A 26,660-nucleotide genomic window follows, 5' to 3' on the forward strand; every position below is an offset into this window, starting at 1 on the left:
CGTAGCGTCACTGGCTTGTTCGCCTCACCTTCCGGCTCGATACTGAAGCACGTGACCATGAGTTCGCAACTGCACCTGAATATTTCACTTCTCACACCCGGGCACTTCCGCGGCTCCTGGCGGGTGGAGGGCAACGCCCCCGGCGATTTCGTGGATCCGGCGCACTTCCGTCGTCTCATCCGGATCGCCGAGCGCGGACACCTCGACGCCGTTTTCGTCGGTGACAGTCCCGCGTTGTCCTCGGACATTCACCACGCTCCCGGCCTCGGTCTCGATCCTGTGGTCATGCTGGCCGATGCGGCGGCCGGAACGGAACACATCGGGGTGATCGCGACCGGATCGTCCACCTACAACGACCCCTACAACCTGGCCCGGCGATACCTGTCTCTCGACCATCTCACGGGCGGTCGGGCCGGGTGGAACGTGGTCACCACCCAGCATCCGGCGGCGTCCGCCAATTTCGGGTTCTCGGAGCCTCCCGTCAAGGACGAAAGATATCGCAGAGCAGACGAATTCGTCGATGTCGTGGCCAAGCTCTGGGACGGGTGGGAAGCCGGCGCGATCATCGGGGACACCGAGAGCGGGCGGTTCGCCGACCCGGACCGGATCACTCCTCCCGGCCATCGTGGTCCGATCCTGTCGGTCGCGGGCCCGTTGCCGTTGCCGCGCTCACCCCAGGGCAGGCCGCTGATCGTGCAGGCAGGCGCGTCGGAAGGCGGCCTCGCCCTGGCGGGAAAGTACGCGGATCTCGTGTTCTCGGCAGCACAGACCGTCGACGTCGCGAGGACCCTCAGGACCGACATCCGCGGCAGGGCGGCGGCGAACGGGCGCGATCCCGACCGGGTCAAAGTCTCGACCGGTCTCATCACCGTCGTCGGCGGCACCGAGGCCGAGGCCCGACGACGCGAGGAGGAACTGCGCGAGACCATTCCGCTCGAGCCGGCATTGCGGCAGCTCGCGGGACAGCTCGGTCTCGATCCTGAGCGGCTCCGGCTCGACACGGTGATCAGAGCCGACGATCTTCCGGGCGCGGACTCGTCGCTGCCGCGTTCGGCCGGATTCTTCGCGAGCACACGTGCACTGCTCGCATGCGAACCCCTCACCGCACGGCAGTTGATCCACAAGTTCGCAGGAGGGGCGGGTCATCAACTGGCCGTCGGGACCGGCGAACAGATCGCGGACCGGATCGAAGCATGGTTCCGCAGCGGTGCCACCGACGGCTTCACGATCATGCCGGGGGAGGTGGGTACCGGCCTCGAGGCCTTCGTCGAACAGGTGGTGCCGCATCTGGTGAGCCGCGGACTCTTCCGCCCTGAATACACCCACCGCACTCTGCGAGGCAATCTCGGCCTCGAGGTGACCGAGACTGTCGGCCGCACCAGGAAGGAAAGCTTCACATGACTGTCGGAGTGACCGAACCCCGCACCACCGTGCGAGGACTCGACGAAAACCGATTCCGCGAGGTTCTCGAGTTCATCGCTTCCCGCGCCGAATACCACGACCTCACCGGGGAGTTCCCGTTCGACGCGTTCGATGCGCTGCGCCGGATCGGGGCGCAGTCGCTGACGGTGCCCGAGGAGTTCGGTGGGGGCGGCGCCGGAATCGCCGAGGCCGTGGAGGTGATCGAGCGCGTCGGAGCCGCGGACCCGTCGGTGGGATTGATCCTGCAGTGGAATTACACCAACCACCTGACGCTCCAACGACCCGACAACCCGTGGCCCGACGACCTGAAGGCCGCCGTGTTCCGCACAGCGGTCACCGAGGGCGCCCTCATCAACGGTCTCGCGGTGGAGCGCGAACTCGGCAGCCTGTCCCGCGGAGGCGTCCCCGCCACCACGGCCACCCGCCTGCCCGACGGAAGCTGGCGGATCGACGGCGAGAAGGCCTACGGAACGGGCATCTCGGGGCTGCACTGGTTCACCGTCACAGCCACCACCGCGGATCCCCAGCCGAAGGTGGCCACGTTCCTGTTCGACCGCCAGGCCACGGGCTGGCGGGTACAGCAGACGTGGGACCACCTCGGGCTGCGCGCGTCGGACACGCAGACCGTGATCTTCGACAATGCCCGGATTCAGCACTCCCGGTTGGTGGATCTGCGCAACCCGAACGACGGCACCGGCAAGGTCCGCAGTGCAGGCAGGCAGGCGCTGCCCCTGCTCCTGGCCGCCAACTACAACGGGGTGTCGATCGCGACGAGGGACTGGCTGGTCCGGTACCTCCACACCCGAGTGCCCACCGCGCTGGGCGCGCCGCTGGCCACGGTGCCGCGCTTCCACGACCGCGTGGGGGAGATCGAAGCGCAACTGCAGACCAGCCGTGCACTGCTGCGGCACGCGGCGGCGGTAGTGGAGACCAACAGCGCCCTGCCCGCGTTGGCGAAGCACGTGGCGACGACGACGGCGATCCGCATCACCGAGTCAGCGCTCGACCTCACCGGGAACCCGGGACTGTCGCGCAGCAACCCACTCGAACGGCACCACCGCAACGCCATGGTGGGCCGGATTCATTTCCCGCAGAGCGACTTCGTCGTCGCCAACCTCGGCAAGTCCGCCATCGCAGCAGGTGCGCCGGCCGAGGAGGAGCAGTGAGCAGGCAGGTTCACCTCAACGTCAACATTCTCAACGCCGGCGTCTTCGGCGGGTCCTGGAGGTTCCCCGGAACCGATCCGCTCGCCTCCTTCGGGCTCGACCACTACATCGACATCGCCCGGAAAGCGGAGGCAGCAAGGCTCGACGCGATCTTCCTCGCCGACGGTCCGGCGATCCGGGAAGACCTGCGCTACCGGCCGTTCAACAGCCTGGAGCCGTCCGTCGTGCTGGCCGCGGTTGCCGCTGCGACGGAGACGATCGGTCTGATCGGCACACTGTCCTCGACCTACAACGACCCGTACGACGTCGCACGGCGTTTCGCCACACTCGACCAGCTCAGCGGCGGCCGGTCGGGCTGGAACGTGGTGACCACGGCGGGCAAGGAATCGGCGCGCAATTTCGGCTTCGACGACGAACCCGACCACGCCGGCCGCTATACCCGGGCCGCCGAGTTCGTGGAGGTGGTGCGGAAACTCTGGAACAGCTGGGAGCCCGACGCCCTGGTGGGCGACAAGCCGACATGGCGATTCGCCGACCCCGACAAGATCCACCGCACCGACCACCACGGCCCGCACTTCGACGTCGCCGGACCGCTGAACGTTCCGCGCTCACCGCAAGGGGAGCCGGTGGTGGTGCAGGCCGGTGCATCGACGGACGGGCGGGCACTCGCCGCCCAGGTCGGTGAGGTGATCTTCACGGCCGCGCAGACGGAACAGGAAGCTGCCGAGTACTACCGAGATGTCAAGGCCCGCGCCGTGGGTTACGGGCGCAGGGCCGAAGACGTCGTGGTCCTGCCGGGCCTGTCGACCGTGATCGGCAGCACCGAGGCGGAAGCGCTGCGCCGCCGCGACCTGCTCGCCGAACTCGTGCCGCCCGAGTACGCGCTCACCCGCCTGGCCGGTCAGCTCGGCGTCCCCGAGGACGCGCTGGTCCTCGACGGGCCTCTGCCCTGGCACCTGCTGACGGACGCGGACGAGGCAGGCGGCTCGCAGACGTTCTACAAGATCGCCGTCGGACTGGCGCAGCGCGAGAATCTGACAGTTCGCCAACTACTGCGCCGACTGGGCGGCGGCGCCGGGCACCGCATCGTCACCGGCACCCCGGAGCAGATCGCCGACGCGATCCTGGACTGGGTGGACAAAGGCGTCGCCGACGGATTCAACCTGATGCCCGACGTGCTGCCCAGCGGATTCGACGATTTCGTCGACCATGTCGTCCCGATCCTGCAGCGCCGCGGCCGGTTCCGCACCGAGTACGAGACGACAACTCTGCGCGGGCACCTGGGCCTGAATGTCCCGGCTCACACCGTGCCGACCTCGACGGACCGGGTGGTGGCGTGATGGGCGGAGCCGACGGTCGCTCGCTGCACTTCCTCGTCAACGTCGGAAGCGCCGGATATCACCCGGCCGCCTGGCTGGATCCTGAGCTGGCACCGGAGTCGTTCATCAGCCTCGACCATTACCGCCGGGTGGCCGCCGTCGCGGAGCGTGGACTCCTCGATGGATTGCTGTTCCCGGACATCCCGGTGCAGCAGCCGGGCATCGCCCGCGGTCCCGCGGCCACACTGGACCCGATTCTGCTCACGAGCGCTCTGGCCGTGTCGACCGAACGTGTCGGGCTGATCCCGACCGCCACGTCCACGCTGAATCTGCCGTACAACCTGGCGCGCAGAATTCTCTCGCTCGATCACGTGAGCGGCGGCCGGGCCGGGTGGAACGTGGTCACCACGTTCGAGCCGAACGCCGCCCGCAACTTCGGCATCGAACATCTCCCCGAGCGCGACGAACGCTACCGGCGTGCCGGCGAGTACGTCGAACTGACGAAGAAGCTGTGGGACAGCTGGGAAGACGACGCACTGGTCGGCGACCAGACATCGGCGCGATTCGCGGACCCCGACAAGGTGCACGCGGTAGATCATCGCGGCGAGTTCTTCACCGTCGCCGGGCCCCTGAACGTCACCCGCTCCCCACAGGGCCGACCAGTGCTGGTGCAGGCGGGTTCGTCCGCTCAGGGCAAGGCTTTCGCGGCGGCCCATGCGGAGGCGATCTATGCCACCCAGTTCGGGCTGGGGCCGGCGCAGCAGTTCGCCCGGGAGATCCGGTCGGCCGCGGCCGCGGCCGGTCGCGACCCCGCCCAGATCCGAATTCTGCCCGGACTCGTCCCCGTCGTCGCCGGCACCACCGCGGAGGCGTCCGGTAAGTTCGACATCTTGCAGTCCCGCTTGCACCCGGACAGCGCCCCGGTGCGGGCACTCGCCCGGTGGCTGGGCTACCCGGACGAGGACCTCGACCTGGACGCGCCGCTCCCCGAGCGGCTGTCGACGCTGCCGGAGAACAGGGTCGGACCGCAGGGCTTCTTCGCGTCGCTGACCCGGTACGCCGCCGACACCGGGCACACCGTCCGGCAGCTCCTGTCCGAGTTCCTCGGTGGGCACCGCGTGGTGGTCGGTACTCCGGAGCAGGTGGCCGATCATGTCGAGACGTGGTGGCGGTCGGGCGCCGTCGACGGGTTCACCGTCATCCCGGCCGTTCTGCCCTCGTATCTGGAAGACTTCGTCGACCACGTCGTTCCGATCCTCCAGGCCCGCGGGCTCTTCCGCACCGACTACACCGGCCGCACACTCCGGAGCCACCTCGGTCTCCGCGTACCGATCAACACGTATTCCCGCAGATGATTGCCCCGACAGAAAGCAGAAACCAGATCATGACGTACCGCCACCTCGGACGGACCGGTGTGCAGGTCAGCGCGCTCACGCTCGGCGCGATGAACTTCGGGTCCTGGGCGAACACCGACCACGAGGACGCCGCCCGGATCATCCACCGCGCGCTGGACGCCGGAATCAACGTCGTCGACACCGCCGACGTGTACTCGCAAGGCGAGAACGAGGAGATCGTCGGGAAGGCGCTGCACGGCCGCCGCGACGACGTGGTCCTCGCCAGCAAGTTCCACGGCCAGATCGGGTCCGACCCCACCCATCGCGGCAACTCGCGGCGCTGGATCTTCAAGGCGATCGAGGGCAGTCTCCGACGGTTGCAGACCGATCATCTGGACCTCTACCAGATCCACCGCCCCGACCCCGACACCGACTTCGACGAGACCCTCGGCGCGTTGAACGACCTCGTGCGGCAGGGCAAGATCCGCTACTTCGGTACCACCACGTTCGAGCCGCACCAACTGGTGGAAGCACAGTGGGCGGCCGACAGGCGCCACCTGCAGCGTCCGGTCACCGAGCAGCCGCCGTACTCCATTCTCGCGCGCGCCGCCGAACGCGCCACGCTGCCGATCGCCGAGAAGTACGGGCTGGGCGTCCTCACCTGGAGCCCGCTCGCCGGCGGCTGGCTGTCGGGCCGGTACCGCGCGGGTGAGACGGATGCCGCGGAGTCGAGCCGGTTGACCCGGCAGCCGCACCGCCACGACCCGGAGTTGATCGCCAACCAGCGCAAGCGGGCCGCCGCCGAGGAACTGCAGAAGCTGGCCGACGACGCCGGCCTGTCGCTGATCCACCTCTCCCTGGCCTTCGTCCTCCAGCATCCCGCCGTCAGTTCCGTCATCATCGGGCCGCGAACCCTCGAGCACCTCGAGAGTCAGCTCGGCGCCGTCGACGTGAGACTGGGCAGCGACATCCTGGACCGTATCGACGAGATCGTCGTGCCCGGAGTCACGATCAGCCCGGCGGACGAGGGCTACCTTCCGCCGTCACTGACCGACGCATCAACTCGCCGTCGCGCCACCATTACAGCAAAGGACGATCACTGATGGCACTGCAGGACTTCCGCGTCTTGGGACGCACGGGTGTGAAACTCAGCCCGTTGACGCTGGGCACGATGAACTTCGGGGCCCGCGGCAAGACTACGCACGAGGACGGCATCCGGGTGATCCACCGGGCGCTGGACGCGGGCATCAACGTCGTCGACACGGCAGACACATACTCGCGCGGGGAATCCGAGGAGATCGTCGGGAAGGCGTTGAAGGGCCGCCGCGACGACGTGTTCCTGGCGAGCAAGTTTCACAACGCCGTCGACGACAATCCACAGCATCGCGGCAATTCGCGGCGATGGATCACCGAGGCCGTGGAGGGCAGTCTTCGGCGCCTCGGCACCGACTACCTGGACCTGTACCAGGTCCACCGGCCCGAGTCGCACACCGAGATCGGTGAAACTGTCGGAGCACTCGACGATCTGGTTCGGGCGGGCAAGATTCGCTACTACGGAACCTCCGTGTTCTCGCCGGCGGAACTCGTCGAGACCCAGTGGGTGGCGGACTCCCGGAACCTGCAGCGCTCGTCGAGCGAGCAGGTTCCGTATTCGCTGCTGATCCGCGGCATCGAACGGGAAACCCTGCCGATCGCCCGCAAATACGGGCTCGGTGTGATCACCTACGGTCCGCTCGCCGCGGGCTGGCTCAGCGGGAAGTACCGGATCGGTGCTCCGCAGCCGGAGTCGTACCGCGCCGAACTGATCAAGGGCCGCTTCGACATCGAAGCACCCGCCAACGCCCACAAGCTCGCCGCCGCGGACGCACTTGCCGTGCTGGCGGAAGAACTCGGCATCAGCCTGATCCAACTGTCGCTGGCGTTCGTGCTGGCCCATCCCGATGTGACATCCGCGATCGTCGGACCACGCACCATCGAGCACCTCGACAGCTATCTGGGTGCGGTCGATGTACCGCTGTCCGGTGAAGTGCTGGACAGGATCGACGAGATCGTCCCTCCGGGAACGGTGTTCACCGAGCGCGACACCGGAAAGATTCCCGAGGCGCTGGCCCGTCCGGAGCTGCGACGGAGCCCCGCCGCGTAACACGAGGGCCGGCGGAGGCCCCGCCAACGCGTCTCGAGGAGACGTCGTCGGCGGGGCCATCCACCACGTCCGGTGTTCTTACCCCTCTTCTCGAACACCGCATGTCACCGCAGCCTCTCCCAAGACCGCGGCATACCGAACGTACTTGCTTTCCGGGAGTGGCGCACCAAATCAATTCTTTGCGAATATAATTCGGCTTTCGCGCTCAACGTATCTCAGCGGCCCAGTCGAGCGAGCCGTTCACCCGGCGTCGTCGCTCCCCAGACTCCGTGCTGTTGGCCGGTGTCGAGCGCATACGCGAGGCATTCCGCAACTACTGCGCAGCCGCGGCAGAACTCCTTGGCGATATCTTCCCGCTCGAAGCGCGCGTTCCTGCGTTCGGCGTCCGCCGGGAAGAAGATCTCCGCGTCCTCTTCATGGCAACGCGCAGACAGTCGCCACTGCCACAGCTCTGTGTCGTGACGCTGCAGTGTTGTCACCGGTGTCGACATCTTTTCGACTACCCCCTTCGGTCTCGGGTCGTCCCGTAGTACAGCCGATCGGCTGTCGCCGGAGAAGAATTCGAATCTCGAGGATGCGAAGATCCGATCGGCGTGACTCGAATCCTGTCGTTCGGCGACCGTCCTTGCCATGCTGATCGAGTGACACCGCTGCGGCCTCGAAAGGTAGACGCATGACCATCCTCGATCCACCCACAGTCGATGCTGCGAGCCTCGGCGTCTACGACTCGATCACCGATGCCATCGGCAACACGCCCCTCGTTCGATTGAACCGGGTCACCGAAGGCATCTCCGCGACGGTGTACGCCAAGCTCGAGTTCCTCAATCCCGGCGGAAGTGTGAAGGACCGTGCCGCGCTGGCCATGATTCGCGCGGCGGAGGAATCGGGAGAGTTGCTACCCGGGGGCACTGTCGTGGAAGGCACGTCGGGCAATACCGGGGTCGGTCTGACGTTGGTTGCTGCCGCCCGGGGTTACCGTTCGGTCGTCGTCGTGCCCGACAAGACCAGCGCCGAGAAGATCGCGTTGCTGCGGGCGCACGGGGCGCAGGTGCATGTGACGCCCGGCGGACGGCCCAGTCATCATCCTGAATTCGTCCGCAACGTCGCCACTCGGCTCGCGGCGGAGATTCCCGGCGGCTGGCTCGCCGGTCAGTACGACAACCCGGCCAATCCGGACGCGCACCGCACCACGACCGGACCCGAGATCTGGCGTCAGACCCAGGGCCGGGTCACCCATTTCGTGGCGGGAGTCGGAACCGGTGGGACCATCACGGGGACAGGGGAGTTCCTGGCCGAGGTCTCCGGCGGCGCCGTGCAGACAGTCGGCGCGGACCCCGAAACCTCTGTGTACGGCGGGGGAGACGGCCGGGCCTGGTACATCGAATCCGTCGGCCACTTCCTGCACCCGCAGACCGAGACAGACGAGTGGCCGGACTCTTACCACCCGGACGTCGTCGACCGACTCGAGCGGATCACGGACGTCGAGGCCCTCACGGTGCTGCACCGCCTCGCCCGGGAGGAAGGACTCCTCGTCGGGGGATCCGCCGGCACCGCGGTCGCCGCCGCCCTGCGGGTCGCGCGAACTCTCGGCCCGGTCGACGTCGTGGTCGTGATCGTCCCGGACTCGGGCCGGGCGTACTTGTCGAAGTACTTCGACAACGAGTGGCTCGGACGGCTCGGCTTCCCGCTCTACCACGCAGCGAGCGGACCCGTCGTGGGTGACGCACTGGGTGGCCGGGGAATCGCACCCCGGACAGTGCCGTCCACCGCGACCGTGGCCGAGGCACGTGACCTGCTCACGGACACCCCGGCGCTACCCGTCGTGCTGGCGCGCCCGGGTGCCGGTCCGATCGTGGTCGCGGAGATCCTGGGGGCCGTCGGTCCCGAGGCGCTGTCGGACGCTCCGGACGACGACCCGGTCGGCGCGCACGTCGCTCAGCCGCTGCCCGTCGTGGGAGTCACCGAGGAGTTGTCGGTGGCAGTGCGGCGAATCGGCGGACACCGGGGGCCGGTGGTCGTGGCCGAAGCCGGGCGGGTGGTGGCGCTCGCAGACGCCGAGAGCATCCGCACCGCCGCCGCGGGCGAGCATCGGTAGGCCGATCCTGACCGACCTCGACACAGCACCGGAACGCACCGATGCCGGACCGGCGCTCCGCGACACGGCGGGACATCGGGAGGTACTCGTCTGCGCCGCCGCCGGTTTCACCACACTCCTCGACTCCGCTGTGCTGGGCATCGGCTTGCCGGCCATCCGGTCGTCCCTCGATGCGGGGACGGCGGACGTGCAGTGGATCCTGGCGAGTTACTCACTGACCTTCGGTCTCGCCCTCGTCCCGGCGGGGCGGATGGGTGATCTGATCGGCCGCAGGCGGCTGTTCCTCGCGGGGTTGAGCCTGTTCGCCGTCATGGGCCTGGTCGGTGCCTTCGCCGCGGAGCCGTGGACCGTCGTTGCGGCCCGCCTCGGCCAGGGCGTCGGGGCGGGAGTCGTCAGTTCCCAGGTCCTCGGCATCATCTCCGACCGCTACTCCGGGCCTCGTCGAGCCAAGGCACTCGCGGCATACGGAACGGCCGGGGGGCTCGCCGGTTTCATCGGTCCGATCGTCGGTGGTGTGCTCCTCGGGGTCGGGGGTCCCGATTGGGGGTGGCGGCTGTTGCTCGTGCTGAACGTGCCGTTCGCGGTCGTCACCGTGGCGCTCGGCGTGCTGTTCCTGCGTCGCGACAGCCGCTCGCGGTCGGGGGCGACAGTCGATGTCGTCGGTCTCGGGTTGCTCGCGGCTGCGACGACGCTACTGCTGTTGCCGATGGTGTCGCGCTTCGGGGCGACGCGAGCGGTGCTGTCGGTGTCGGGTTCGATCCTGGCTCTGGGGTGTTTCCGCTGGTGGGAACGGCGCTACGCGAGTCGCGGAAGCACGCCGGTGCTGTTGCCTGCATTGATGCGGGCACGTGGCTACACACTGGGTACGGCGGTCGCGTTGTTCTGGTTCGGCGCCCTCCTGGCGATGAACGCCGTGATGAGCCTCTATCTGATCGAGGGACTCGGCATCGCACCGCTGCACGCGGCCCTGGTGATGTCGGGAAGTTCGGTGATGATGGCCGTGACCTCGGCAGCCGGCTGGCGGGTGGTCGCTCGGTTCGGTCGCGCCGCGGTGGTGGGTGCCATCGTCGCGGAACTCTTCGTGGTCGCCGGATACGTGCTCGCGGTCACTGTGCTGCCGCGGACGTCGGTGCTCGCGGTGGTCGCCGCGCTGGCCGTTCTGTCCGGGGTCGCGAGCGGATTCGTCGACGCCCCCAACCGTGCGATGACGCTCGAGCATGCGCCGGCCGGTGTGAGTGGCGTGGCCGTGGGATTCCTGCAGCTGTCGCAGCGGTTGTCGGCCACCGTCAGCCTCGCCGCGGTGCCTGGCTTGTATCTCGGGGTCCTGTCCGCGGACGCCGGGAACTACGGCCGTGCGATGGCGGCGGGGCTTGCAGTGTGCGCCGGAATGCTGTTGTTGTCATTGGCATGTGCCGTCCGAGACGGTCGCAGGAGACGGTAATGACGGTTCCGTGGCCCCGCCGTCGGCGCTGCAGCATCGGCCGCTTCGGATCGGTGCGAGACAAACTCTTGTAGGTCGGCGGGGCGGCTTGGAGACTGGGGACAACTTCTGCGTGATTCAGCCCGCCGCACAACGACAATGGAGCACAGAATCGTGTCAGCACAATCCGCACGCCGGCAGATCCGGCTCGGCCTCCTCACCAACCCGCCCGGCAACGGTGCCCGCGGGCAGATCCGTCCCGGTGATGTTCGGCATCCCGGCCGCGTCCTCGACCATTACACCCATCTCGCCCGGGCTGCGGAAGCCGCGAAGTTCGACGTCCTGTTCGCTGCCGACGGACTGACGTCCGATACCGAGCTCGGCGCGAAACCGGAACCGCTGACACTCTTCTCGGCGGTCGCCGCCGTGACGGACCACATCGGGCTGGTCCCGACGGTGTCGACGACCTTCACCGCGCCGTTCAACCTTGCGCGACAGTTGCAGTCGCTGGACCACCTCTCCAGTGGTCGCGTGGGGTGGAACGCGGTCACGTCGGCTGCGGGGGAGCGCAACTTCGGCGACGCACCGCTGCCCGAACACGAGGCACGGTACCGGCAAGGACTCGAACATGTGGCCGTTGTCCAGGCGCTGTGGAACTCGTGGGTCGACGACCAGTCTGCTGTCCCGATCGACCACCGCGGCGAGTTCTACACCGTCGAAGGGCCCCTTCCGCTGCCACCGTCCGCACAGCATCATCCGGTGTTGTTCCAGGCCGGCTCGTCCGACGACGGCAAGGCGTTCGCTGCCGCGTTCGCGGAGGGCGTCTACACCGCGCAGCAGACACTGCGCGGAGCGCAGCACTTCTACCGCGACCTGAAGGCCCGGACCGCGGCAGCAGGCCGCGATCCGGCGAACATCCATGTCCTACCCGGGATCAGTACAACGATCGGTGGCACCGAGGACGAGGCCAGGCGGATCGACGACGAGTTGTTCGAACAGCACTTCAGTGATGCCTCCCGCACCGCGCTCGAGGGTCAACTGGCCGGCGTCGACCTGTCCGGCCTCGCACTCGACGACACGATTCCGCCGTCGTGGCTGCCACCGGTCGCATCGGTGCAAGGCAGGCAGAGTCGGTACGGTATGTTCCGCGAACTGGCGGTGGACGAACGCTGGACGGTTCGGCACTTGATCACACTGCAGCAACGGTCCGCAGGTCACGGTCGCGCTGTCGGCTCACCCGAACAGGTCGCGAACCGGCTCGAGCAGTGGTTCGCCGAGGGCGGTGCCGACGGGTTCATCGTCATGCCCGGGCAGGGTCCGGGCGGTGTCGAGGCGTTCACCGAGCATGTCGTCCCGATCCTGCAGAAGCGCGGACTGTTCCGCACCGAATACGAATCCGCCACGCTTCGAGGGAATCTCGGCCTCCCCGCGACTCCGGACCGCCTCCTCGCTGCGTGATCCGTCGTACACTCCCGCCCACGAAGGAAGTTCGAACATGACGAGTCTCACATCCTCTCCTCCGTCCTCGTTGTCCCGCTTGATCACTCGCCCGCTCGAAGCGGGTGGGTTCGGACCGCCGCCGGACTCGCTGCAACCCGACGCGATCCGCCTGGTGGGCGGGGTCCCCGCCGACGAGGCGCTCCCGGTGAACGAACTGGCGGCCGCGTTCGCCGTCGCCCTCGCGACGCCCCCGACCGGAGCTCGGGCGCTGCAATACTCGGTCGCTCCAGGCATCGCCAGCCTCCGCGAGTGGATCGCGGGGCGGGAGAGCGACGAGTCCGGTGTCGTCGATCCGGACCGGGTGGTCGTCACCAACGGTGCCCTGCACGGACTGAGCCTGGTCTTCGCCGCTCTCCTCGACCCCGGCGACCTGGTGGCCGTCGAGAGCCCTACTTTTCCCGTTGCGCTGCGGGTGCTCGACCACTACGGTGCCCAGGTCCTGCCGGTGCTCAACACCGGCGGCCGACTGGACCTCGACGTCTTGCAGGACCATCTGCAGGCGGGGCGGATCCCGAAGCTGTTCTACGTGATCCCCGACTTCCACAATCCGACCGGCACGACCCTCGCAGCCGAGGACCGGTTGCGACTGGTCGCCCTCGCCGAGCGCTACGGATTCGTCGTCGTCTCCGACAATCCCTACCGCGAACTCCGTTTCCGGGGCACGGCAGTCCCGGACGTCCCGCTCGACAGCGACCGTGTGGTGCGAATCAATACCTTCTCCAAGACCCTCGGACCCGGGCTCCGACTGGGATGGGCTGTCGCCCCGTCCTGGCTTCAGGCCGGACTGTTGCGGTTACGCGCGAACCTCGATCAGCATCCATCGTTGGTGACCCAGTCCGCCGTGGCACAACTTCTCGGTCGGCCAGGACTGTTCGACGGCATCGTCGCGAACGCCCGAACCCTCTACCGGGCGCGAGCGGATCTGCTGGCCGACGTTCTCACCACCGAGGCGGGTGACCTGCTGTCGATTCCGCAGGCCGAGGGCGGAATCTTCGCCTGGGCCACGGTGACCGACCCCGGCATCGATCTCGCGGAAGTCCGTGCCGCCGCGAACGCGCTCGGCGCGGACTTCTCCTCGGGCCGCTACTTCGATCCCGCCGCGGGCGGACTCTACGCGCGGAGCCTGCGTTTGGGCTTCACGAACCAGAGTGAACACAACCTCCGGCTCGGGGCGCAGCGCATCGCCCGGGCCGTCCGTGAGATCCACTCCGCGTCGCTCGCCTGATCCGCATCTCTCACGTCGACAGGAACCGCGATGACCACTGCCGGACGTCGGCCCCTGATCCTGAACGTGGAAGTTCAGCGCGACAACACGTCTGGGCCCATCCATTCGTTCGATTCGCTGATCCTCTTCTCGGCGCTCGCGGCGGACGTCTCCGACATCGGGTTGCTGCTGATGGCCCCGACCGGCTGAAACTCGCCCTACATTCTGGCGCGCCGGCTCGCCACACTCGACCACATCAGTGCCGGCCGAGCGGTGTGGAACGCAGTCAGCAGCTTCACCCCGGATGTCGGGCGAATTTCGGCCTCGATCGGAGCGGCGCGCGACCACACCCGCTACGTGCGTGAGCGGGCGGTCGCCCGCGGCCGCGACTCGTGTGTACGAGTACCGCTTCGCAGCAAAAGCGAGCGGTTCAAGCGTGGGCAATTTCCTCGACAAGCTGTTCGAACTTGCGCACGGTCGGGTCGCTGTTGTCTGAACGAGCGCACAGGAGAACGCGTGTAGGTGCCAGGTCCTCGACAACGACGAAGCGCACGCCGGGATGGGCGTAGAAGTGGGGGACCGACTCCGCGGTGATGGCGATGCCGGTGCCGGCCGCGCATTGCTCGAGCATTTCTTCGACCGTCGAAATAGAGGGTCCGGTTCGCGCCGCGGATCCGTCGGAGCGAGGGTTGACCAGCCAGTAGTCGATCCATTCCTGGGAACCTGTTTCGCTGGGTAGGAACGTTTCCTCCGCGATTTCGCGGAACGCGACGGTTGACCGGTTCGCGAGAGGATGGCTGCTGGGGAGCACCACTACACGATGCTCGCTCAGGACCACGCTGCATCGCAGATCGTCAGCTCGGACAGGCTCGCGTGTGAAGACCACGTCCACCCGATTCTCGAGAAGCGCACGGGTCTGGTCGCCCCATTCGAGATGCTTGAGCTGCACATCGACCAGCGGGAGATTCGCGCTCGTGGCATTGAGGATCTCCTGGGTGAGCTCACCCGCCCCGGTGGCCATGAACCCGATCCGAATGCGCGTCGTTCCCTGGTCTGCGCGCGCAACCCAGGCCGACAACGTGTCGCTTGCGTCGACAACTGCGCGAGCGAGCGTTACCAGTTCCGCGCCCTTGTCTGTGAGCTCCACCGACCTGGAAGTTCTTCTCAGGACCTCGAACCCGAGCTCGCGCTCCAGATGACGAATCTGCTGGCTCAGGGCGGGTCCGGTGATGTAGAGGCGTTCGGCAGCGCGGCGGAAGTGCAGTTCCTCGGCTACCACCAGGAAGTAGCGTAAGACGCGGGGGTGTATGTCCATGGGTTTCCTTCCCGGTTCCGGCGGCGTGCGTCCTTATTCTGCAAGTGTGCACGTCAGGAGCATCCGCACGGACCGGTAAGCGTTGCTTAATGTTGGGCGTCGGATAGGACCTGGTGTTCCTCCCGCTCCGGCGGCACAGTGTGGTGAGTCACAGGCCGTCGAAACAGTCCTCGTCACGGCCGGACACCACGACCTCCATCCCCCCCAGTTTTGCAGGAGAAATTCGATGACCGCTGTCGACGACACCGCCACACCCGCCAACGCCAGGAATCCGCTGTTCTGGATGACGAGCCCGGGAAATACCCCCAAGGGGGATCGGCGTGACTTCCACACCATGGACGAGACCGAGTGGACCGACTGGCTGATGCCAGGAACGCGCTACAAGCTGCTCTACTGCAACCTCGTTTCGGGTGCCTTCACGATCTTGTTGCAGGTGGATCCGGGCATCAAGGCCACCTCGCATTGGCATGTCGGGAACCTGCAGGTCTACATCCTCGAGGGCGGCTTCTACTACTACGACGGAACGGTCGTCGTCGACGGGCAGACGATCCCCGACATTGGAACACCCCACTCGTTCACGGTCGAAACGGCCGGCACCATTCACGAGCCCTTCTCGACCGACACGGGCTGCGTGATGCTCGCGATGTTCGACGGACCCATCGGCGGCTACACCGAGGATGGGCAACTCGCCGTCATGGGTGATGCGCGACTTCACTACTACATGGCCAAAGACAACAGCGCGGTGCCCAACACGCAGTTGGTCGACTACTCGTACGGATCGACGGATCTTCAGTAGCCGTTTCCATCTGCACAGCTCATCGATCGGAGAACTATGACCCCATCTCTATTGTCGACGCCCGCTTTCAACCATGTCGGGATCACCGTTCCCGACCTCGACAAGGCTGTCGAGTGGTATCGACAGGTACTGCGCTTCACCGTCCTCGGCGGACCGATGAAGATCGGCAAGGAGGACGAACCGTTCGGCGAAGTCCTCAGCGACATCTTCGGGGCCGAGTGGGCGAGCCTGCGCGTAGCCTTCCTCGCCACCGGGGACGGCACCGGAATCGAGCTGTTCCAGTTCCTCTCGCCCGCCACCACGCAGCCGGACCGGGTCGAGTACTGGCGTACCGGGCCGTTCCATGTGTGCCTGACCTGGCCGAACGTCGCGGAGTTGGCCGGACATATCGAGCGGCACGGCGGCAAGCAGCGCAGCAAGGTGTGGACGCTGTTTCCCGGTCGCGACGTCGTCTACTGCGAGGACCCGTTCGGCAACATCCTCGAAATCAGCTCGGGCACGTTCGATCAGACCTGGGCCAACCGCGCCTCCGCACACGAGTGAAGGAATATCCATGAATGATCAACACCTTGCGGGCAAGACAGCGCTCGTCACCGGGGGTGGCGGCGGGTTCGGCCGCGCGATCAGTCGACGCCTCGCGGCGGCGGGCGCCGAAATTGCAGTGCTCGACCGAGATCCTGCCGGCGGAGAAGCCACCGCCGCAGCTGTTCGGGAGGCCGGAGGCCTCGCAACGTTCTACAAGATCGACCTCACGGATCCCTGCGTAGTGCGCGACGTGGTCGGTTCCGTGGTCGGCGAGTACGGCCGCCTCGACATCGCGGTAAACAATGCCGGAATCGGCGGCGAAATGGTGCCGCTCGCCGAGTACCCGCTCGACGCCTGGAAGCAGGTGATCGATGTCAACCTGAGCAGCGTGTTCTATTGCCTTCAAGCCGAATTGGCGGCGATGATCTCGCCGGCCTCGGGCGGAGGGTCCATCATCAACATCGCCTCGATCATGAGCACCGTTGCGATGCCGAACATCAGTGCGTACGTGGCGTCGAAGCACGCGGTGCTCGGGTTGACGAAAGCCGCAGCAGTCGAATACGGCTCGCACGGAGTGCGTGTCAATGCGGTCGGACCCAGTTTCGCGCGGGTGGGATTCACCGCTGACAAGATCAGCGACGACGCCCAGTGGGATTCGATGGCAGCACACCATCCATTGGGCCGAACCGCGACTCCGGACGACATCGCCGATGCGGTGGCACATCTTGCGAGCGACAGTTCGTCTTATGTCACCGGTCAGCTTCTACTCGTCGACGGCGGATACACCGCGCAGTAGAGCGTTCACGACGGAATCGATAACAAGTGAGGCAATATGATTGACGATCACCAGGGTGCCGGCCGTGTAGCAATCGTCACCGGTGCCGGTGGCGGGATCGGCGCCGCGACGGTGCGCCGATTGGTTGCGGACGGGATCCGCGTCGCGGCCGTCGACCTCGACGAGCAGGCTGTAAAGGAGTTGGAGAGCGAACTCGGAGAATGCTGTTTGGCGGTCAGTGCCGACGTCTCCACCCACGACGGAACACGAGCGTATGTCGACGCGGCACGCGCGCATTTCGGGCGCATCGACTACCTGCACAACAACGCCGGAATCGAGGGGTCGGCGACCGCTCTCGACGAGAGTGACCCGGACCAGTTCGGGCAGGTACTCACGGTCAACGCGGGTAGCGTGTACTTCGGAATGCGGGAAGTGCTTCCGCACCTGTATGCGCAGGGGCGAGGCGCCATCGTCAACACCGCAAGCCAGGCCGGAATCCGAGGTGTTCCCCGGCTCTCCGCGTATGCCGCCAGCAAGCACGCGGTCGTCGGACTGACCCGAAGCGCCGCCTTGGAGGCGGGAGGACGCGGCGTCCGGGTCAATGCCGTCGCGCCCGGTCAGATCGCGACCCGCATGATCGACAGCCTCGAAGAGCAGTGGGCGCCCGGCAACGCGGCAACTGTCCACGACCAGCTCATCTCGCAGATCCCACTCGGCCGATACGGCACAGCCGACGAGATCGCGACGCTGGTCGCCTGGCTGTTGTCGGATGATGCGTCGTTCGTCAACGGTGCCGTCTACACCGCTGACGGCGGAACCACCGCGTAACGACGGCACGTGCGGAGAGAGGCGCCCGGATCGTCCGGGCGCCGACCGCAGGCCTCGGCGTTCGCCGGCCGAACCCGGCATAGTTTTGGTCGGTATCGAACCCGGTGCCTCGTCGAGCCGAGGAGATTCGATCTGCGAGTCTTGGCCGCAAGCGCACAGTAGGCAGGACGCTTCAGCCCGCGGCACGGCGTATTTCGCGCAGCGGCTATCCGAGTTGACCGACGACGACCAGCGCGGCCGTATGCAGCGCGTTACCTATCCGAATACCTTCTCGAAGCAGTTCGAGAAGGGCAAGGCCTCATACGGGGAGAAGATCGGAATCCTCGAGTAGCCACTCTTCTCGTACAGCCTGACCGCGTCGGGTTGCCGGTCACCGGTCTGGAGAATCAAGCGGGGTCGCCTCGCCTCTCGTGCCGCATCCTCGACCGCGCTCAGCAGCGCGGTCGACACACCGGTACCGCGATGCTCCTTGACGACGAACATCCGCTTCACTTCGAGGTCGTCGCCGTTCCAGCGCAGGGCCGCGTGGCCGACAGCACGTGGCTCCGCAGCCTCGATTTCGCTGACGTACACCAGGATAGTGACGTGCACCGATTCCGGATCCACGGCATTGGTGGTAGCACGAACAGCATCCGACACTCGGTCGGAATATCGGGGACCGACTTCTGCCGCCATAGCCGACCGCAATGTCACCGCGTCGGGATCGGACCAACGGGCTGTGCGGACGACGAACTTGCTGCGCGTGACGCTTTCGGTCATGACAGTATCTCCATACACGTAGATTCGACGAACCACAGTGCCATGGTGTCGACGCGTCAGTCGATGGTTGAAATCAGAGCAACCTCAATGTCATCCGACGATTGAAACTCTTCCATTTGGAGCGCGATTGGGCTATTGGCCCGATGCCGCATCGTAGCGCCGGATGGTCTCCCATACGCGGATGGCGTGTCCCGTCAGGTGAATTTCAATCACCGAGAGCGTAAAGCTTCGCGCGGTCCCCGTCGTGGGCTATGGGAACCGTTGAGCATGTTGTGACGGTGCGCTTTTCGGTCTCACGTGTCGTGATACATTCATGTCGACGGTCATGAGTACCAGCATCAAGCCCTGGCTTGCTGGTCGGCAACCCTCCCGCGCGGCGGGGTGCTCCAGGTGACGACCCGGCGGAATCGACAACTGATTCCGCAAGCGCGCAAGGAGTCCGTGGACCCTGGGTCTCCGGTGCGCGTCCGCACTCCTTCGAAAGGACTTTCGTCGTGGTTCGAGCGCCCAAACCGCTACATCTGGCAGTCGAGATAGATGGCGCGGGAGGTCATCCCGCCGCGTGGCGTGTGTGGGGGCGCCCGCCAGCGGATGCGCTCTCTCCCCGGGTTCTCAGGTCGGTCGTGGACACCGCCGAGGCCGCCGGTTTCGCGCTGGTCACCATCGACGACCGAGTGGTGCCGGGGGAGGACGAGTACCCGGTGGGACGGTTGGATGCGGGGACGCGTGCGTCGTTCGTGGCGACGACGACGGCCAGTATCGGGGTGGCGCCGACGGTGCAAGCCCTCACCACCGAACCGTTCCATCTCGCGACGCAGCTGGCCAGCCTCGATCACGGCAGTCGGGGTCGCGCGGCATGGGTGGTCGGCTCGGACAACTCCGCGGACGTCAATGGTGCAGTCGGATTCGAGCCACGCGACCCCGAGGCCGTACAGCGCGAGGTCCGAGACGTCATCGAGCTCGCCCGGCAGCTGTGGGATTCGTGGGAGGACGATGCCGTGATCCGCGATGCCGCGACGGGTCGCTACCTCGATCCCGACAAGGTGCATCACGTCGGGTTCGAGGGCGAGTTCTTCAGCGTCGTCGGACCGCTCATCACACCCCGTTCACCGCAGGGTCAGATAGTCGTCGTCGGAGCTGCGGAACTGGGGGTGACGGATCTTCTCGACATTGTGCTGCTGTCCGGTCGGGATGTGACCGAAATCGGGACGTCGGCGACAGGACAGCAGGCCGTGACCTTCGCCGATATCGACGTGATTCTCGATACGAAGACCGAGTCCGCGCAGTCCCGCCTTGCCCGCCTCGATGGGTACTCACCGTGGCCGGACCGGGGACGCCTTCGATTCGCGGGTTCGGCACGGGACTTCGTCGACCTGGTGCGGTCCCTGGCGGACAAGGTGGACGGTGTCCGGATCCATCCCGCCGTCGTCACCACCGACCTCGCCGTTCTCGTCCACGAGGTCCTTCCCATACTGCAGGAATTGTCTCTGCACCGGATTCCGAAACCGGGCTCGACGTTGCGGGAGACGCTCGGACTACCTCGGCCGCTCAGCCGCTTCGCATCGACCACCAGCTAGCCACGACCAGGCAGGAGTTTGCCATGTCCACTCCGGACACCGGAGCACCGTACGATGCCGACGCGCAGGTCCACCTCGGTGTTTTCTACCCGGGAATCGGCCCGCAGACGGTGTGGGAAGATCCCAAGGCCCCCGACCAGGTATCCCCGGATACCTTCCTGCGGGTTGCTCAAACCCTGGAACGGGGCTTGTTCGATGCGTTCTTCCTCGGTGACGGCCAGCGTGTGCGGGAGAACCGCGGTGCGGCACTGGCCACCGACATTGCAGGCCGTCCCGACGCCATCACCCAACTGTCGGCGCTTGCTGGGGTGACCAGCCGGATCGGTCTCGTCGCCACGCAGAACACCACGTACAGTCTGCCGGTCGACCTTGTGCGGCGGCTGGGAAGCTTGGATGTCCTGTCCGACGGACGGGCGGGATGGAACATCGTCACCACCGACAACGCGTGGACCGGCGAGAACTTTCGGCGCGGTGGATGGCTACCGCACGAACGCCGCTACGAGCGGGCCACCGAACTCGTCGAGTTGGCCAAGGAGTATTGGGCCGCGTGGTCGCTCTCTGATGTCGCCACGGATGCCGGCCAGGACAGGTGGCTGCCCGCCGACCGATCTGCGGTCATCACACGACGCAGTGACCTTCTGCACGCCTCTGCGGTCTCCACCGTTCCGTCGAGCAGACAGGGGCGGCCGGTGTTGTTCCAGGCCGGTGATTCCGTCGGCGGCCGTGAGCTGGCAGCCCGTCATGCCGACGTCGTGTTCTCGGCGAACAACGAGTTCGACGCGGCCGTTGCCTACGCACGCGACCTCCGGGCGCGATTGTCCGCCCACGGCCGGTCCACGGATTCGCTCCGAATCCTTCCCGGTGTCACCGTGATCATCGGAGACACGCCCGAGGAAGCCGAGGAGAAGGCTCGGTGGCTCCGCGAGAACGCCTACAACCCGCACCGGGCCATTGCATTTCTCGAACACTATTGGGGGCAGGATCTTTCGGCATACGACGCCGACGGCCCGTTGCCGGACATCGACCCGATCGACGGAGAACTCGATCCGTCGCGCGGGACGTTGGCGATCGCGGACCGCACCGGCAAGCTCGATCAGATCACCCAGTGGCGTGCACTGGCCGCGGGGAAGGCGCTGTCCATCCGGCAGCTTGTCCTCGAAGTGGCTCCGAACTCGCGCTACCTGGCCGGGACTGCCGGCCAGATCGCGGATCGCTGGGCGTACTGGGTGCGACATCGCGTCGTGGACGGATTCAACGTCAACCCGTACCACCTGCAGGATTCGATCGACGACCTGGTCGACAGACTCGTACCGGAATTGCAGGAACGCGGGGTCTATCGGACCGAGTACACGACCGAGACTCTGCGCGACCACCTGCGCTTGCCTGCCGTGTAAGGCGGTATCGTGGGTCGCCCGAGCGTGTCGGGGCGAGCGAATTCTGCTGTACCCAGGCGAGGACGCGGACGTCGGATATCTGGATCGTCTGTCCGCCCGGCCAATACGATCAAGAGCACCGCATCTCCGCGGCGCAGGGACGTCCGATGCCCACCGAGTCGACAGGCGCCGACACCCGCCGCGGCAGGAGGGTGACCGAGCACCGCACGGGAGGACGGACGATGACGGCCCTCGAGGCCGCGACGCTGCTCTTCGACGTGGGTGGCGGTTTCGGCGACCGACCGGCACTGGCGCAACTCACGGACCATCGCCAACCACAACCCCCGGGACTGGACACTGGCGAAGCCCGCGGCATTCCTCCTTACCGGGGAGGAACCCCGACCAGCGGCCTCTTCTAGTGCATCTCACGCGCGGATGCGGAGCGCCGCGGTGCCCGGCACGGAGTCGACGAGCCGCCGCGTGTACTCGTCCGTGGGTGCGTCGAGAATCTGTGTCGTCGGACCGGATTCGACGACGCTCCCGCGACGCATCACCGTCACCGTGTCCGCGATCAGCCGCACGACTCCGAGGTCGTGCGTGATGAACAGATAGGTCAGCGAGTACGCGGCCTGCAGGTCCACGAGCAGATGCAGGATCTCGGCCTGCACCGACACGTCGAGCGCGGACACCGCCTCGTCCAGAATGACGATCTCCGGGTTCAGGGACAGAGCGCGAGCGATGGCGACGCGCTGTGCCTGCCCGCCGGAGAGCTCCCCGGCCCGGCGGGAGGCGTACTTGCGGTCCAGTCGCACGCCGTCGAGCAGTTCCTCGGCGATCGCGCGCCGCTGCCTGCGGTCGATGTCCTTGCGGTGCACGCGCAGCGGCGCGGTGATCAGGTCGGCGACCGAGAGCCGGGGATTCAGAGAGGAATACGGGTTCTGCTACACGAACTGCAGGCGCTTGCTCAGCTGCTGGCGGCTCCAGGCGCCGCTCTGCCCGAGGAGGATGACCTCGCCCTCGTCGGGAGTACGCAGGCCCGCGACGATCCGGGCGATCGTGGACTTGCCGGCACCGGACTCGCCGACGAGTGAGTGCGTGGTTCCGGTCGCGACGCGGAACGAGACGTCGTCGGCCGCGACCACCGGTTCCGCGCTGCTGTGCGCGGTGTGGAACGTCTTCGACACCCCCTTCACCTCGATCGCGTACTCGGCGGAGGTGCGTTCAGCGGACGAGTGCGGAGTGAGCGTGCCGACCCGAATCGGTCGCGGCTCCAAGTTTCCGACGTGCAGACCGGGAGCGGCGTCGAGGAGCCGCCGCGTGTACGGATCGGCCGCATGGTTCAGGAGGGTGTCGCTGCGGCCCTCCTCGACGACGACGCCGCTGCGCATCACCACGACGCGGTCGGCGCGTTCGAGCGCGACCCCGAGGTCGTGGGTGACGAGCAGGATGCCGATGCCCAGTTCGGTGCGGAGCCGGTCGAGGTGATCGAGGATCTGCTTCTGCACCGTCACGTCCAGCGCGCTGGTCGGTTCGTCGGCGATGAGGAGCTCCGGCTCGCCGGACAGGGCGATCGCGATGAGCACCCGCTGCTTCATGCCACCGGACAGTTCGTGCGGGTATTTCGCGTAGATGCGGGACGGATCCGGAAGGCCCGCCAGTTCCAGGAACTTCAGTGCCTGTGACTTCAAGTTGTGCCGCTGCGCCGAGGTCGTGAACGGAAGCAGGCGGCTCTTTCCGAGTCGGTTGCGCAGCGCGTCCTCGAGCTGCTTCCCGATCGGTTTGACCGGGTTGAGCGAGACGCCGGGATCCTGCGGGACGAACCCGACATAGCTGCCCCGCAAGCGGGCGAACTTGTTCTGACTCCACCCGGCCACGTCTTTGCCGCCGAGCAGGATTCGACCGCTCACCCGGCTGGTGCGGGGCAACAGGCCGATCGAGGAGCGGATGAGGGTGGACTTGCCGGAACCGGACTCGCCGACGATGGCGACCAGTTCACCGGCCCGCACGTCGAGGCTGATCCCGGAGACCGCTTTGGTCGCGCTCCGGCCGCGGCCGGTGTACCAGATCTCGACGTCCTCGAAAGACAACAGTGTCATCGGATGCCTCCGTCGTGTTGCAGTTCACGGCTGATGCGGTTGCTCGACAAGACCACCGCCAGGATGACGAAACCGGGGAGCAGAGCGATCCAGGGAGCGACTGCGAGGAGGTCACGGCCCTCGGAGACCAGCAGGCCCCATTCCGGTTCCGGTGGCGGTGCACCGAACCCGAGGAAGCCGAGCGCCGCAATCGCCAGGATCGAGGCACCGAACTGCAGCGGAACGAGGGACACGACCGAACTGAGCGAGTTCGGCAGCACATGATGGGTGAGGATGGTGAGTCGCGGAGTGCCGATGCTCGCGGCGGCCTCGATGTAGTCGGCCTGGACGACACGCAGCACCTCGGCGCGCATCACCCGGGCGAAGTTGGCGACTGCGGAGACGCCCACGGCGATCGCCACGTTGATGGTGCCGTATCCGAGGGCGGAGACCACGACCATGGTGAGCAGCAGGCCGGGGACCGAGAGGAGTACGTCGACGACACGCATGATGACCAGTTCGACCGCGCCGCCAACGAATCCGGCGATCGCGCCCAGGACGGTCCCGATGACGAAGGCGATGGCGACGGCAAGGAGTGTCGCGCTGAGCGTGATCACCGCGCCGTGCACGGTCCGAGAGTAGATGTCACGGCCCAGACGATCGGTGCCGAAGAGGTGTTCGGCGCTGGGGCCGACCAGGATCGCGGTGGAGTCCGGGAGGTACGGGTCCTTCGAGGTGAACAGTCCGGGCACGAAGCACCAGGCGACGGCCAGGGCGACGACCAGCACCGCCAGAACGAGACCCGGGCGCGACACGAGCGAGGGAAGCGCCCCGAACCGTCGCCGCGGCGGTGCGTCCGGTGAGTCGACCGGTGGCGGGAAGAGGAGTTGTGTCGCGGCGAGTTCCGGGACGGTGGCCGGGACAGGGTCGGCCACCTGCGCTCCGGCCGGATCGGCCACCGCTGTTTCCGCCACGAGTGTGCGGTCGCTGTCGATCGTCATGCGGACACCCCTTCGCGGGCGGCTTTGAGTCGAGGGTCGATCAGGGGATAGGCGACGTCGACGATGAAGTTGACCGTGACGAATGCGAGGGCGACGAACATGACCACGCCCTGGACGACGGGAACGTCTTGCGCACGGACCGCCTGCTCGGTGAGCCGTCCGATCCCGTTGCGGGAGAATATCGTCTCGGTGATGACGGCACCGGCGAGCAGTTCGCCGACGATGATGCCGCCCTGGGTGAGGGCGGGCAGGCTGGCGTTGCGCAGGACGTCGCCGTTGATCACCGCCGCCTTGCGCAGGCCCTTGCTGAACGATGTCAGCACATAGGGCGAGCTGTATTCGGTGGTGAAGTTGCGCAACAGCAGTTGGGCGATGGGGCCGGCGACGGGGATCGCCAGCGCGAAGGCGGGGAGCACGAGCCCGCGCAGGCCGTCGCGGCTGATCGGAGGGAACCAGCCGAGCTGGAACGAGAAGACCCGGATGATGATGAGGCCCAGCAGGAAGCTCGGGAACGACACCAGCAGCGGCGGCAGCCCGGCGATGAAGTTCCGCAGCCACGGGGATTCGATGTAGGTGGCGACCCAGGCGACCGCCAGCGCGATGAGCGCTGCGAGCACCAGCGCGGCCAGGGCCAGCACGACGGTCTTCGGGAGAGCCTCGGCGATCGCCGTGACCACCGGTTTGCCGTTCTGGACGGAGGACCCGAAGTCGAGATGCAGTGCGGCCCAGAGTCGGGCGAGGTATTGGACGAATACGGGGCGGTCGAAGCCGTACTGCTGTTCGATCTGCGCGTAGGCCTCGGGCGAGATGTCGTTGCGCTCTTCGGGGTTGAAGAGCAGTTCGACCGGGCTGGCGGGCAGCGTGTACAGCAGGACGAAGGAGGCGGTGAACGCACCCCACACCACCACCAGGCTTCGTCCCAGTTTCAGGAGGACGTAGCGTGCCATGGAAATCCTTTGTGAGTGTGTGCTATACGGCGTCCTGGGCCGGTCCGTAGGGGACCGGCCCGGGACGGGTCGATCAGCTCTGGTCGATCCAGGTGCGGAGGAAGTGCAGCCGGCTGGTGGCGTCGAGGTCGATATCGTGGACGCCCTTCGACGCGGCCACCTGTGACGGCTCGAACACCGGGTCGTACAGCACGTACTCGTCGAGGACGAGTTCCTGTGCCTGTTCGGTCAGCGCGGCCCGCTGCGTCGGGTCCAGCGTGGACTCGAGTGCTTCGAGAGTGTCGGCGATCCTCTGCCGATCGGGGAAGTCCGCGGGGATGCGGGCGGAGTTGCCCCGGTCAGGGTTGAAGTTGACGTTCAGGATCGCGGGATCGTTGCGGCTACGGTTGGTGTTGATCAGGTGGTATTCCTTGTTGACCTGGTCGGTCGGGATGTTGCTTGCGTCGAACTGGAAGTCGAGGTCGACGCCGATCTCCTCGAGCGACGCCTGGATCGATTCGTACGTGTATCGGCTGTTCGGGACCAGATAGTGCCCGGTCGCCCTGAGCGTCAGCCTCTTTCCATCCTTCTCCCGGATTCCGTCGGTCCCGACCTTCCAGCCGGCCTCGTCGAGCAGCCGCTTGGATTCCTCGAGGTCGAACTTCAACACGTTGTCGGTGTAGTCGGTCGATCCTTGGACGTGTGCGGCGAGTACGGACTTCGCCTGCCCCTCGGACGGAGCGAGGACGGTGTCCTTGAACCCGGCACGGTTGGTGGCACGCACGATCGCACGACGGACGTTGATGTCGTTGGTGGGCTCGAGGCCGGTGTTGATGTTCCAGCCGAGGTTGAGCCCGGCGATCGTCCGCGAGGTGATATCGAAGCCCTGCGCCTCGAGGACCGTCTCGTCGGTCGGGAGGATGTCGAACGCGGCCTGTACGTCTCCGGACTGCAGTGCGCCCGTGCGCACGCTCGCCTCGGGGATCGTCACGAACTCGACCTGGTCGAGGTAGGCCGGACCCTCATGGTTGAGGCCGGGAGCGCCCCAGTTGGGCCCTACTGACTCATTCGTGGGTGATTCCTGCCGGGTAGTTGTGGTGGGTGGCC

Annotated in this window: 24 protein-coding genes, 1 pseudogene and 1 riboswitch; of the genes and pseudogenes, 18 read left to right on the top strand and 7 right to left on the bottom strand. The window is 66.7% G+C overall.

All coding sequences use genetic code 11. The annotated features are described in order from the left end of the window. Positions 1-57: 57 nt before the first annotated feature. Genes P3H15_RS06000 through P3H15_RS06025 form a run of 6 tightly spaced genes read left to right on the top strand, consistent with a single transcriptional unit; the run spans position 58 to position 7,384 of the window. Positions 58-1,401 (top strand): NtaA/DmoA family FMN-dependent monooxygenase, encoded by a 1,344-nt coding sequence (locus tag P3H15_RS06000; RefSeq protein ID WP_276136431.1) that lies wholly within the window; start codon positions 58-60, stop codon positions 1,399-1,401. Next, entirely contained in the window at positions 1,398-2,588 is a 1,191-nt protein-coding gene (locus tag P3H15_RS06005; RefSeq protein ID WP_276136399.1) for an acyl-CoA dehydrogenase family protein, read from the top strand. Before P3H15_RS06000 ends, P3H15_RS06005 begins: the two co-directional genes overlap by 4 nt. Next, a complete protein-coding gene (locus P3H15_RS06010; protein ID WP_276136400.1) occupies positions 2,585-3,928 on the top strand; it encodes an LLM class flavin-dependent oxidoreductase in 1,344 nt (447 codons plus the stop codon). Before P3H15_RS06005 ends, P3H15_RS06010 begins: the two co-directional genes overlap by 4 nt. Further along, on the top strand, positions 3,928-5,262 hold the full coding sequence (locus P3H15_RS06015; protein ID WP_276136401.1) for an NtaA/DmoA family FMN-dependent monooxygenase: 1,335 nt from the start codon (positions 3,928-3,930) through the stop codon (positions 5,260-5,262). Before P3H15_RS06010 ends, P3H15_RS06015 begins: the two co-directional genes overlap by 1 nt. Positions 5,263-5,291: 29 nt before the next feature. After that, complete coding sequence (locus P3H15_RS06020) at positions 5,292-6,344, top strand: aldo/keto reductase (RefSeq protein ID WP_276136402.1); 1,053 nt, start codon at positions 5,292-5,294, stop codon at positions 6,342-6,344. Then, the gene (locus P3H15_RS06025) at positions 6,344-7,384 is read left to right on the top strand and encodes an aldo/keto reductase (RefSeq protein WP_276136403.1); all 1,041 of its coding nucleotides are present in this window, start codon (positions 6,344-6,346) and stop codon (positions 7,382-7,384) included. Before P3H15_RS06020 ends, P3H15_RS06025 begins: the two co-directional genes overlap by 1 nt. Before the next feature lie 215 nt (positions 7,385-7,599). Here P3H15_RS06025 and P3H15_RS06030 read toward each other — a convergent pair whose 3' ends face one another. Next, positions 7,600-7,875 (bottom strand): WhiB family transcriptional regulator, encoded by a 276-nt coding sequence (locus P3H15_RS06030; RefSeq protein ID WP_346348755.1) that lies wholly within the window; start codon positions 7,873-7,875, stop codon positions 7,600-7,602. Positions 7,876-8,057: 182 nt separating this feature from the next. Between P3H15_RS06030 and P3H15_RS06035 the strand changes: the two genes are divergently transcribed. The 5 genes from P3H15_RS06035 to P3H15_RS06055 all read left to right on the top strand — a co-directional run bounded on the left by P3H15_RS06035 (position 8,058) and on the right by P3H15_RS06055 (position 13,813). After that, the gene (locus P3H15_RS06035) at positions 8,058-9,479 is read left to right on the top strand and encodes a PLP-dependent cysteine synthase family protein (RefSeq protein WP_276136405.1); all 1,422 of its coding nucleotides are present in this window, start codon (positions 8,058-8,060) and stop codon (positions 9,477-9,479) included. Between the two features lie 7 nt (positions 9,480-9,486). Continuing rightward, positions 9,487-10,920 (top strand): MFS transporter, encoded by a 1,434-nt coding sequence (locus P3H15_RS06040; RefSeq protein WP_276136432.1) that lies wholly within the window; start codon positions 9,487-9,489, stop codon positions 10,918-10,920. A gap of 153 nt (positions 10,921-11,073) precedes the next feature. Then, complete coding sequence (locus P3H15_RS06045; protein WP_276136406.1) at positions 11,074-12,357, top strand: NtaA/DmoA family FMN-dependent monooxygenase; 1,284 nt, start codon at positions 11,074-11,076, stop codon at positions 12,355-12,357. 37 nt (positions 12,358-12,394) lie between these two features. After that, positions 12,395-13,624 carry a PLP-dependent aminotransferase family protein gene (locus P3H15_RS06050; protein ID WP_276136407.1) on the top strand — a complete coding sequence of 410 codons (1,230 nt, stop codon included), beginning with the start codon at positions 12,395-12,397 and terminating at the stop codon, positions 13,622-13,624. Positions 13,625-13,654: 30 nt separating this feature from the next. After that, positions 13,655-13,813: a hypothetical protein gene (locus P3H15_RS06055; protein ID WP_276136408.1), complete on the top strand. Its 159-nt coding sequence runs from the start codon at positions 13,655-13,657 to the stop codon at positions 13,811-13,813. A gap of 220 nt (positions 13,814-14,033) precedes the next feature. On the opposite strand, the gene P3H15_RS06060 is transcribed toward P3H15_RS06055, so the two are convergent. Beyond that, positions 14,034-14,918 carry a LysR family transcriptional regulator gene (locus P3H15_RS06060; protein WP_276136409.1) on the bottom strand — a complete coding sequence of 295 codons (885 nt, stop codon included), beginning with the start codon at positions 14,916-14,918 and terminating at the stop codon, positions 14,034-14,036. 226 nt (positions 14,919-15,144) lie between these two features. Here P3H15_RS06060 and P3H15_RS06065 point away from each other — a divergent pair, with 226 nt between their 5' ends. The 4 genes from P3H15_RS06065 to P3H15_RS06080 are packed head-to-tail and all read left to right on the top strand — an operon-like array spanning position 15,145 to position 17,842. Beyond that, a complete protein-coding gene (locus P3H15_RS06065; protein ID WP_276136410.1) occupies positions 15,145-15,714 on the top strand; it encodes a hypothetical protein in 570 nt (189 codons plus the stop codon). A gap of 36 nt (positions 15,715-15,750) precedes the next feature. After that, positions 15,751-16,257, top strand: coding sequence for a VOC family protein (locus P3H15_RS06070; RefSeq protein ID WP_276136411.1), 507 nt, complete (start codon positions 15,751-15,753; stop codon positions 16,255-16,257). A 10-nt stretch (positions 16,258-16,267) separates the two neighbouring features. Then, positions 16,268-17,035 (top strand): SDR family NAD(P)-dependent oxidoreductase, encoded by a 768-nt coding sequence (locus P3H15_RS06075; RefSeq protein ID WP_276136412.1) that lies wholly within the window; start codon positions 16,268-16,270, stop codon positions 17,033-17,035. Between the two features lie 36 nt (positions 17,036-17,071). Next, the gene (locus tag P3H15_RS06080) at positions 17,072-17,842 is read left to right on the top strand and encodes an SDR family NAD(P)-dependent oxidoreductase (RefSeq protein ID WP_276136413.1); all 771 of its coding nucleotides are present in this window, start codon (positions 17,072-17,074) and stop codon (positions 17,840-17,842) included. A 255-nt stretch (positions 17,843-18,097) separates the two neighbouring features. On the opposite strand, the gene P3H15_RS06085 is transcribed toward P3H15_RS06080, so the two are convergent. Then, the gene (locus tag P3H15_RS06085) at positions 18,098-18,601 is read right to left on the bottom strand and encodes a GNAT family N-acetyltransferase (protein WP_276136414.1); all 504 of its coding nucleotides are present in this window, start codon (positions 18,599-18,601) and stop codon (positions 18,098-18,100) included. Between the two features lie 321 nt (positions 18,602-18,922). After that, positions 18,923-19,036, top strand: a riboswitch (SAM riboswitch). A 59-nt stretch (positions 19,037-19,095) separates the two neighbouring features. Between P3H15_RS06085 and P3H15_RS06090 the strand changes: the two genes are divergently transcribed. The 3 genes from P3H15_RS06090 (at position 19,096) to P3H15_RS06100 (ending at position 21,970) form a co-directional block, all read left to right on the top strand. Next, positions 19,096-20,178: an LLM class flavin-dependent oxidoreductase gene (locus tag P3H15_RS06090; RefSeq protein ID WP_276136415.1), complete on the top strand. Its 1,083-nt coding sequence runs from the start codon at positions 19,096-19,098 to the stop codon at positions 20,176-20,178. A 23-nt stretch (positions 20,179-20,201) separates the two neighbouring features. Next, a complete protein-coding gene (locus P3H15_RS06095) occupies positions 20,202-21,572 on the top strand; it encodes an NtaA/DmoA family FMN-dependent monooxygenase (protein ID WP_276136416.1) in 1,371 nt (456 codons plus the stop codon). 146 nt (positions 21,573-21,718) lie between these two features. Next, positions 21,719-21,970, top strand: coding sequence for a hypothetical protein (locus tag P3H15_RS06100; protein ID WP_276136417.1), 252 nt, complete (start codon positions 21,719-21,721; stop codon positions 21,968-21,970). Between the two features lie 6 nt (positions 21,971-21,976). Here P3H15_RS06100 and P3H15_RS06105 read toward each other — a convergent pair. The 4 genes and pseudogenes from P3H15_RS06105 to P3H15_RS06120 form a co-directional block, all read right to left on the bottom strand. Further along, positions 21,977-23,647, bottom strand: a pseudogene (locus P3H15_RS06105) (ABC transporter ATP-binding protein). Next, on the bottom strand, positions 23,644-24,627 hold the full coding sequence (locus tag P3H15_RS06110) for an ABC transporter permease (protein WP_276136418.1): 984 nt from the start codon (positions 24,625-24,627) through the stop codon (positions 23,644-23,646). The pseudogene P3H15_RS06105 and the gene P3H15_RS06110 overlap by 4 nt, the downstream one beginning before the upstream one ends. After that, complete coding sequence (locus P3H15_RS06115) at positions 24,624-25,574, bottom strand: ABC transporter permease (RefSeq protein WP_276136419.1); 951 nt, start codon at positions 25,572-25,574, stop codon at positions 24,624-24,626. Before P3H15_RS06115 ends, P3H15_RS06110 begins: the two co-directional genes overlap by 4 nt. A gap of 73 nt (positions 25,575-25,647) precedes the next feature. Beyond that, the coding region (locus tag P3H15_RS06120; RefSeq protein ID WP_276136420.1) for an ABC transporter substrate-binding protein at positions 25,648-26,660 on the bottom strand (1,013 nt) is incomplete at its 5' end.

The organism is Rhodococcus sp. T2V, from assembly GCF_029269925.1.
Classification (GTDB): Bacteria; Actinomycetota; Actinomycetes; order Mycobacteriales; family Mycobacteriaceae; genus Rhodococcus_F; species Rhodococcus_F koreensis.

Coding starts and splice junctions, on each gene's coding strand:
- P3H15_RS06095 (WP_276136416.1), top strand. CDS start 20,202: ATGTCCACTCCGGACACCGGAGCACCGTACGATGCCGACGCGCAGGTC.
- P3H15_RS06110 (WP_276136418.1), bottom strand. CDS start 24,627: ATGACGATCGACAGCGACCGCACACTCGTGGCGGAAACAGCGGTGGCC.
- P3H15_RS06100 (WP_276136417.1), top strand. CDS start 21,719: ATGCCCACCGAGTCGACAGGCGCCGACACCCGCCGCGGCAGGAGGGTG.
- P3H15_RS06035 (WP_276136405.1), top strand. CDS start 8,058: ATGACCATCCTCGATCCACCCACAGTCGATGCTGCGAGCCTCGGCGTC.
- P3H15_RS06070 (WP_276136411.1), top strand. CDS start 15,751: ATGACCCCATCTCTATTGTCGACGCCCGCTTTCAACCATGTCGGGATC.
- P3H15_RS06020 (WP_276136402.1), top strand. CDS start 5,292: ATGACGTACCGCCACCTCGGACGGACCGGTGTGCAGGTCAGCGCGCTC.
- P3H15_RS06000 (WP_276136431.1), top strand. CDS start 58: ATGAGTTCGCAACTGCACCTGAATATTTCACTTCTCACACCCGGGCAC.
- P3H15_RS06115 (WP_276136419.1), bottom strand. CDS start 25,574: ATGGCACGCTACGTCCTCCTGAAACTGGGACGAAGCCTGGTGGTGGTG.
- P3H15_RS06085 (WP_276136414.1), bottom strand. CDS start 18,601: ATGACCGAAAGCGTCACGCGCAGCAAGTTCGTCGTCCGCACAGCCCGT.
- P3H15_RS06060 (WP_276136409.1), bottom strand. CDS start 14,918: ATGGACATACACCCCCGCGTCTTACGCTACTTCCTGGTGGTAGCCGAG.
- P3H15_RS06065 (WP_276136410.1), top strand. CDS start 15,145: ATGACCGCTGTCGACGACACCGCCACACCCGCCAACGCCAGGAATCCG.
- P3H15_RS06005 (WP_276136399.1), top strand. CDS start 1,398: ATGACTGTCGGAGTGACCGAACCCCGCACCACCGTGCGAGGACTCGAC.
- P3H15_RS06025 (WP_276136403.1), top strand. CDS start 6,344: ATGGCACTGCAGGACTTCCGCGTCTTGGGACGCACGGGTGTGAAACTC.
- P3H15_RS06080 (WP_276136413.1), top strand. CDS start 17,072: ATGATTGACGATCACCAGGGTGCCGGCCGTGTAGCAATCGTCACCGGT.
- P3H15_RS06075 (WP_276136412.1), top strand. CDS start 16,268: ATGAATGATCAACACCTTGCGGGCAAGACAGCGCTCGTCACCGGGGGT.
- P3H15_RS06055 (WP_276136408.1), top strand. CDS start 13,655: ATGACCACTGCCGGACGTCGGCCCCTGATCCTGAACGTGGAAGTTCAG.
- P3H15_RS06015 (WP_276136401.1), top strand. CDS start 3,928: ATGGGCGGAGCCGACGGTCGCTCGCTGCACTTCCTCGTCAACGTCGGA.
- P3H15_RS06030 (WP_346348755.1), bottom strand. CDS start 7,875: ATGTCGACACCGGTGACAACACTGCAGCGTCACGACACAGAGCTGTGG.
- P3H15_RS06050 (WP_276136407.1), top strand. CDS start 12,395: ATGACGAGTCTCACATCCTCTCCTCCGTCCTCGTTGTCCCGCTTGATC.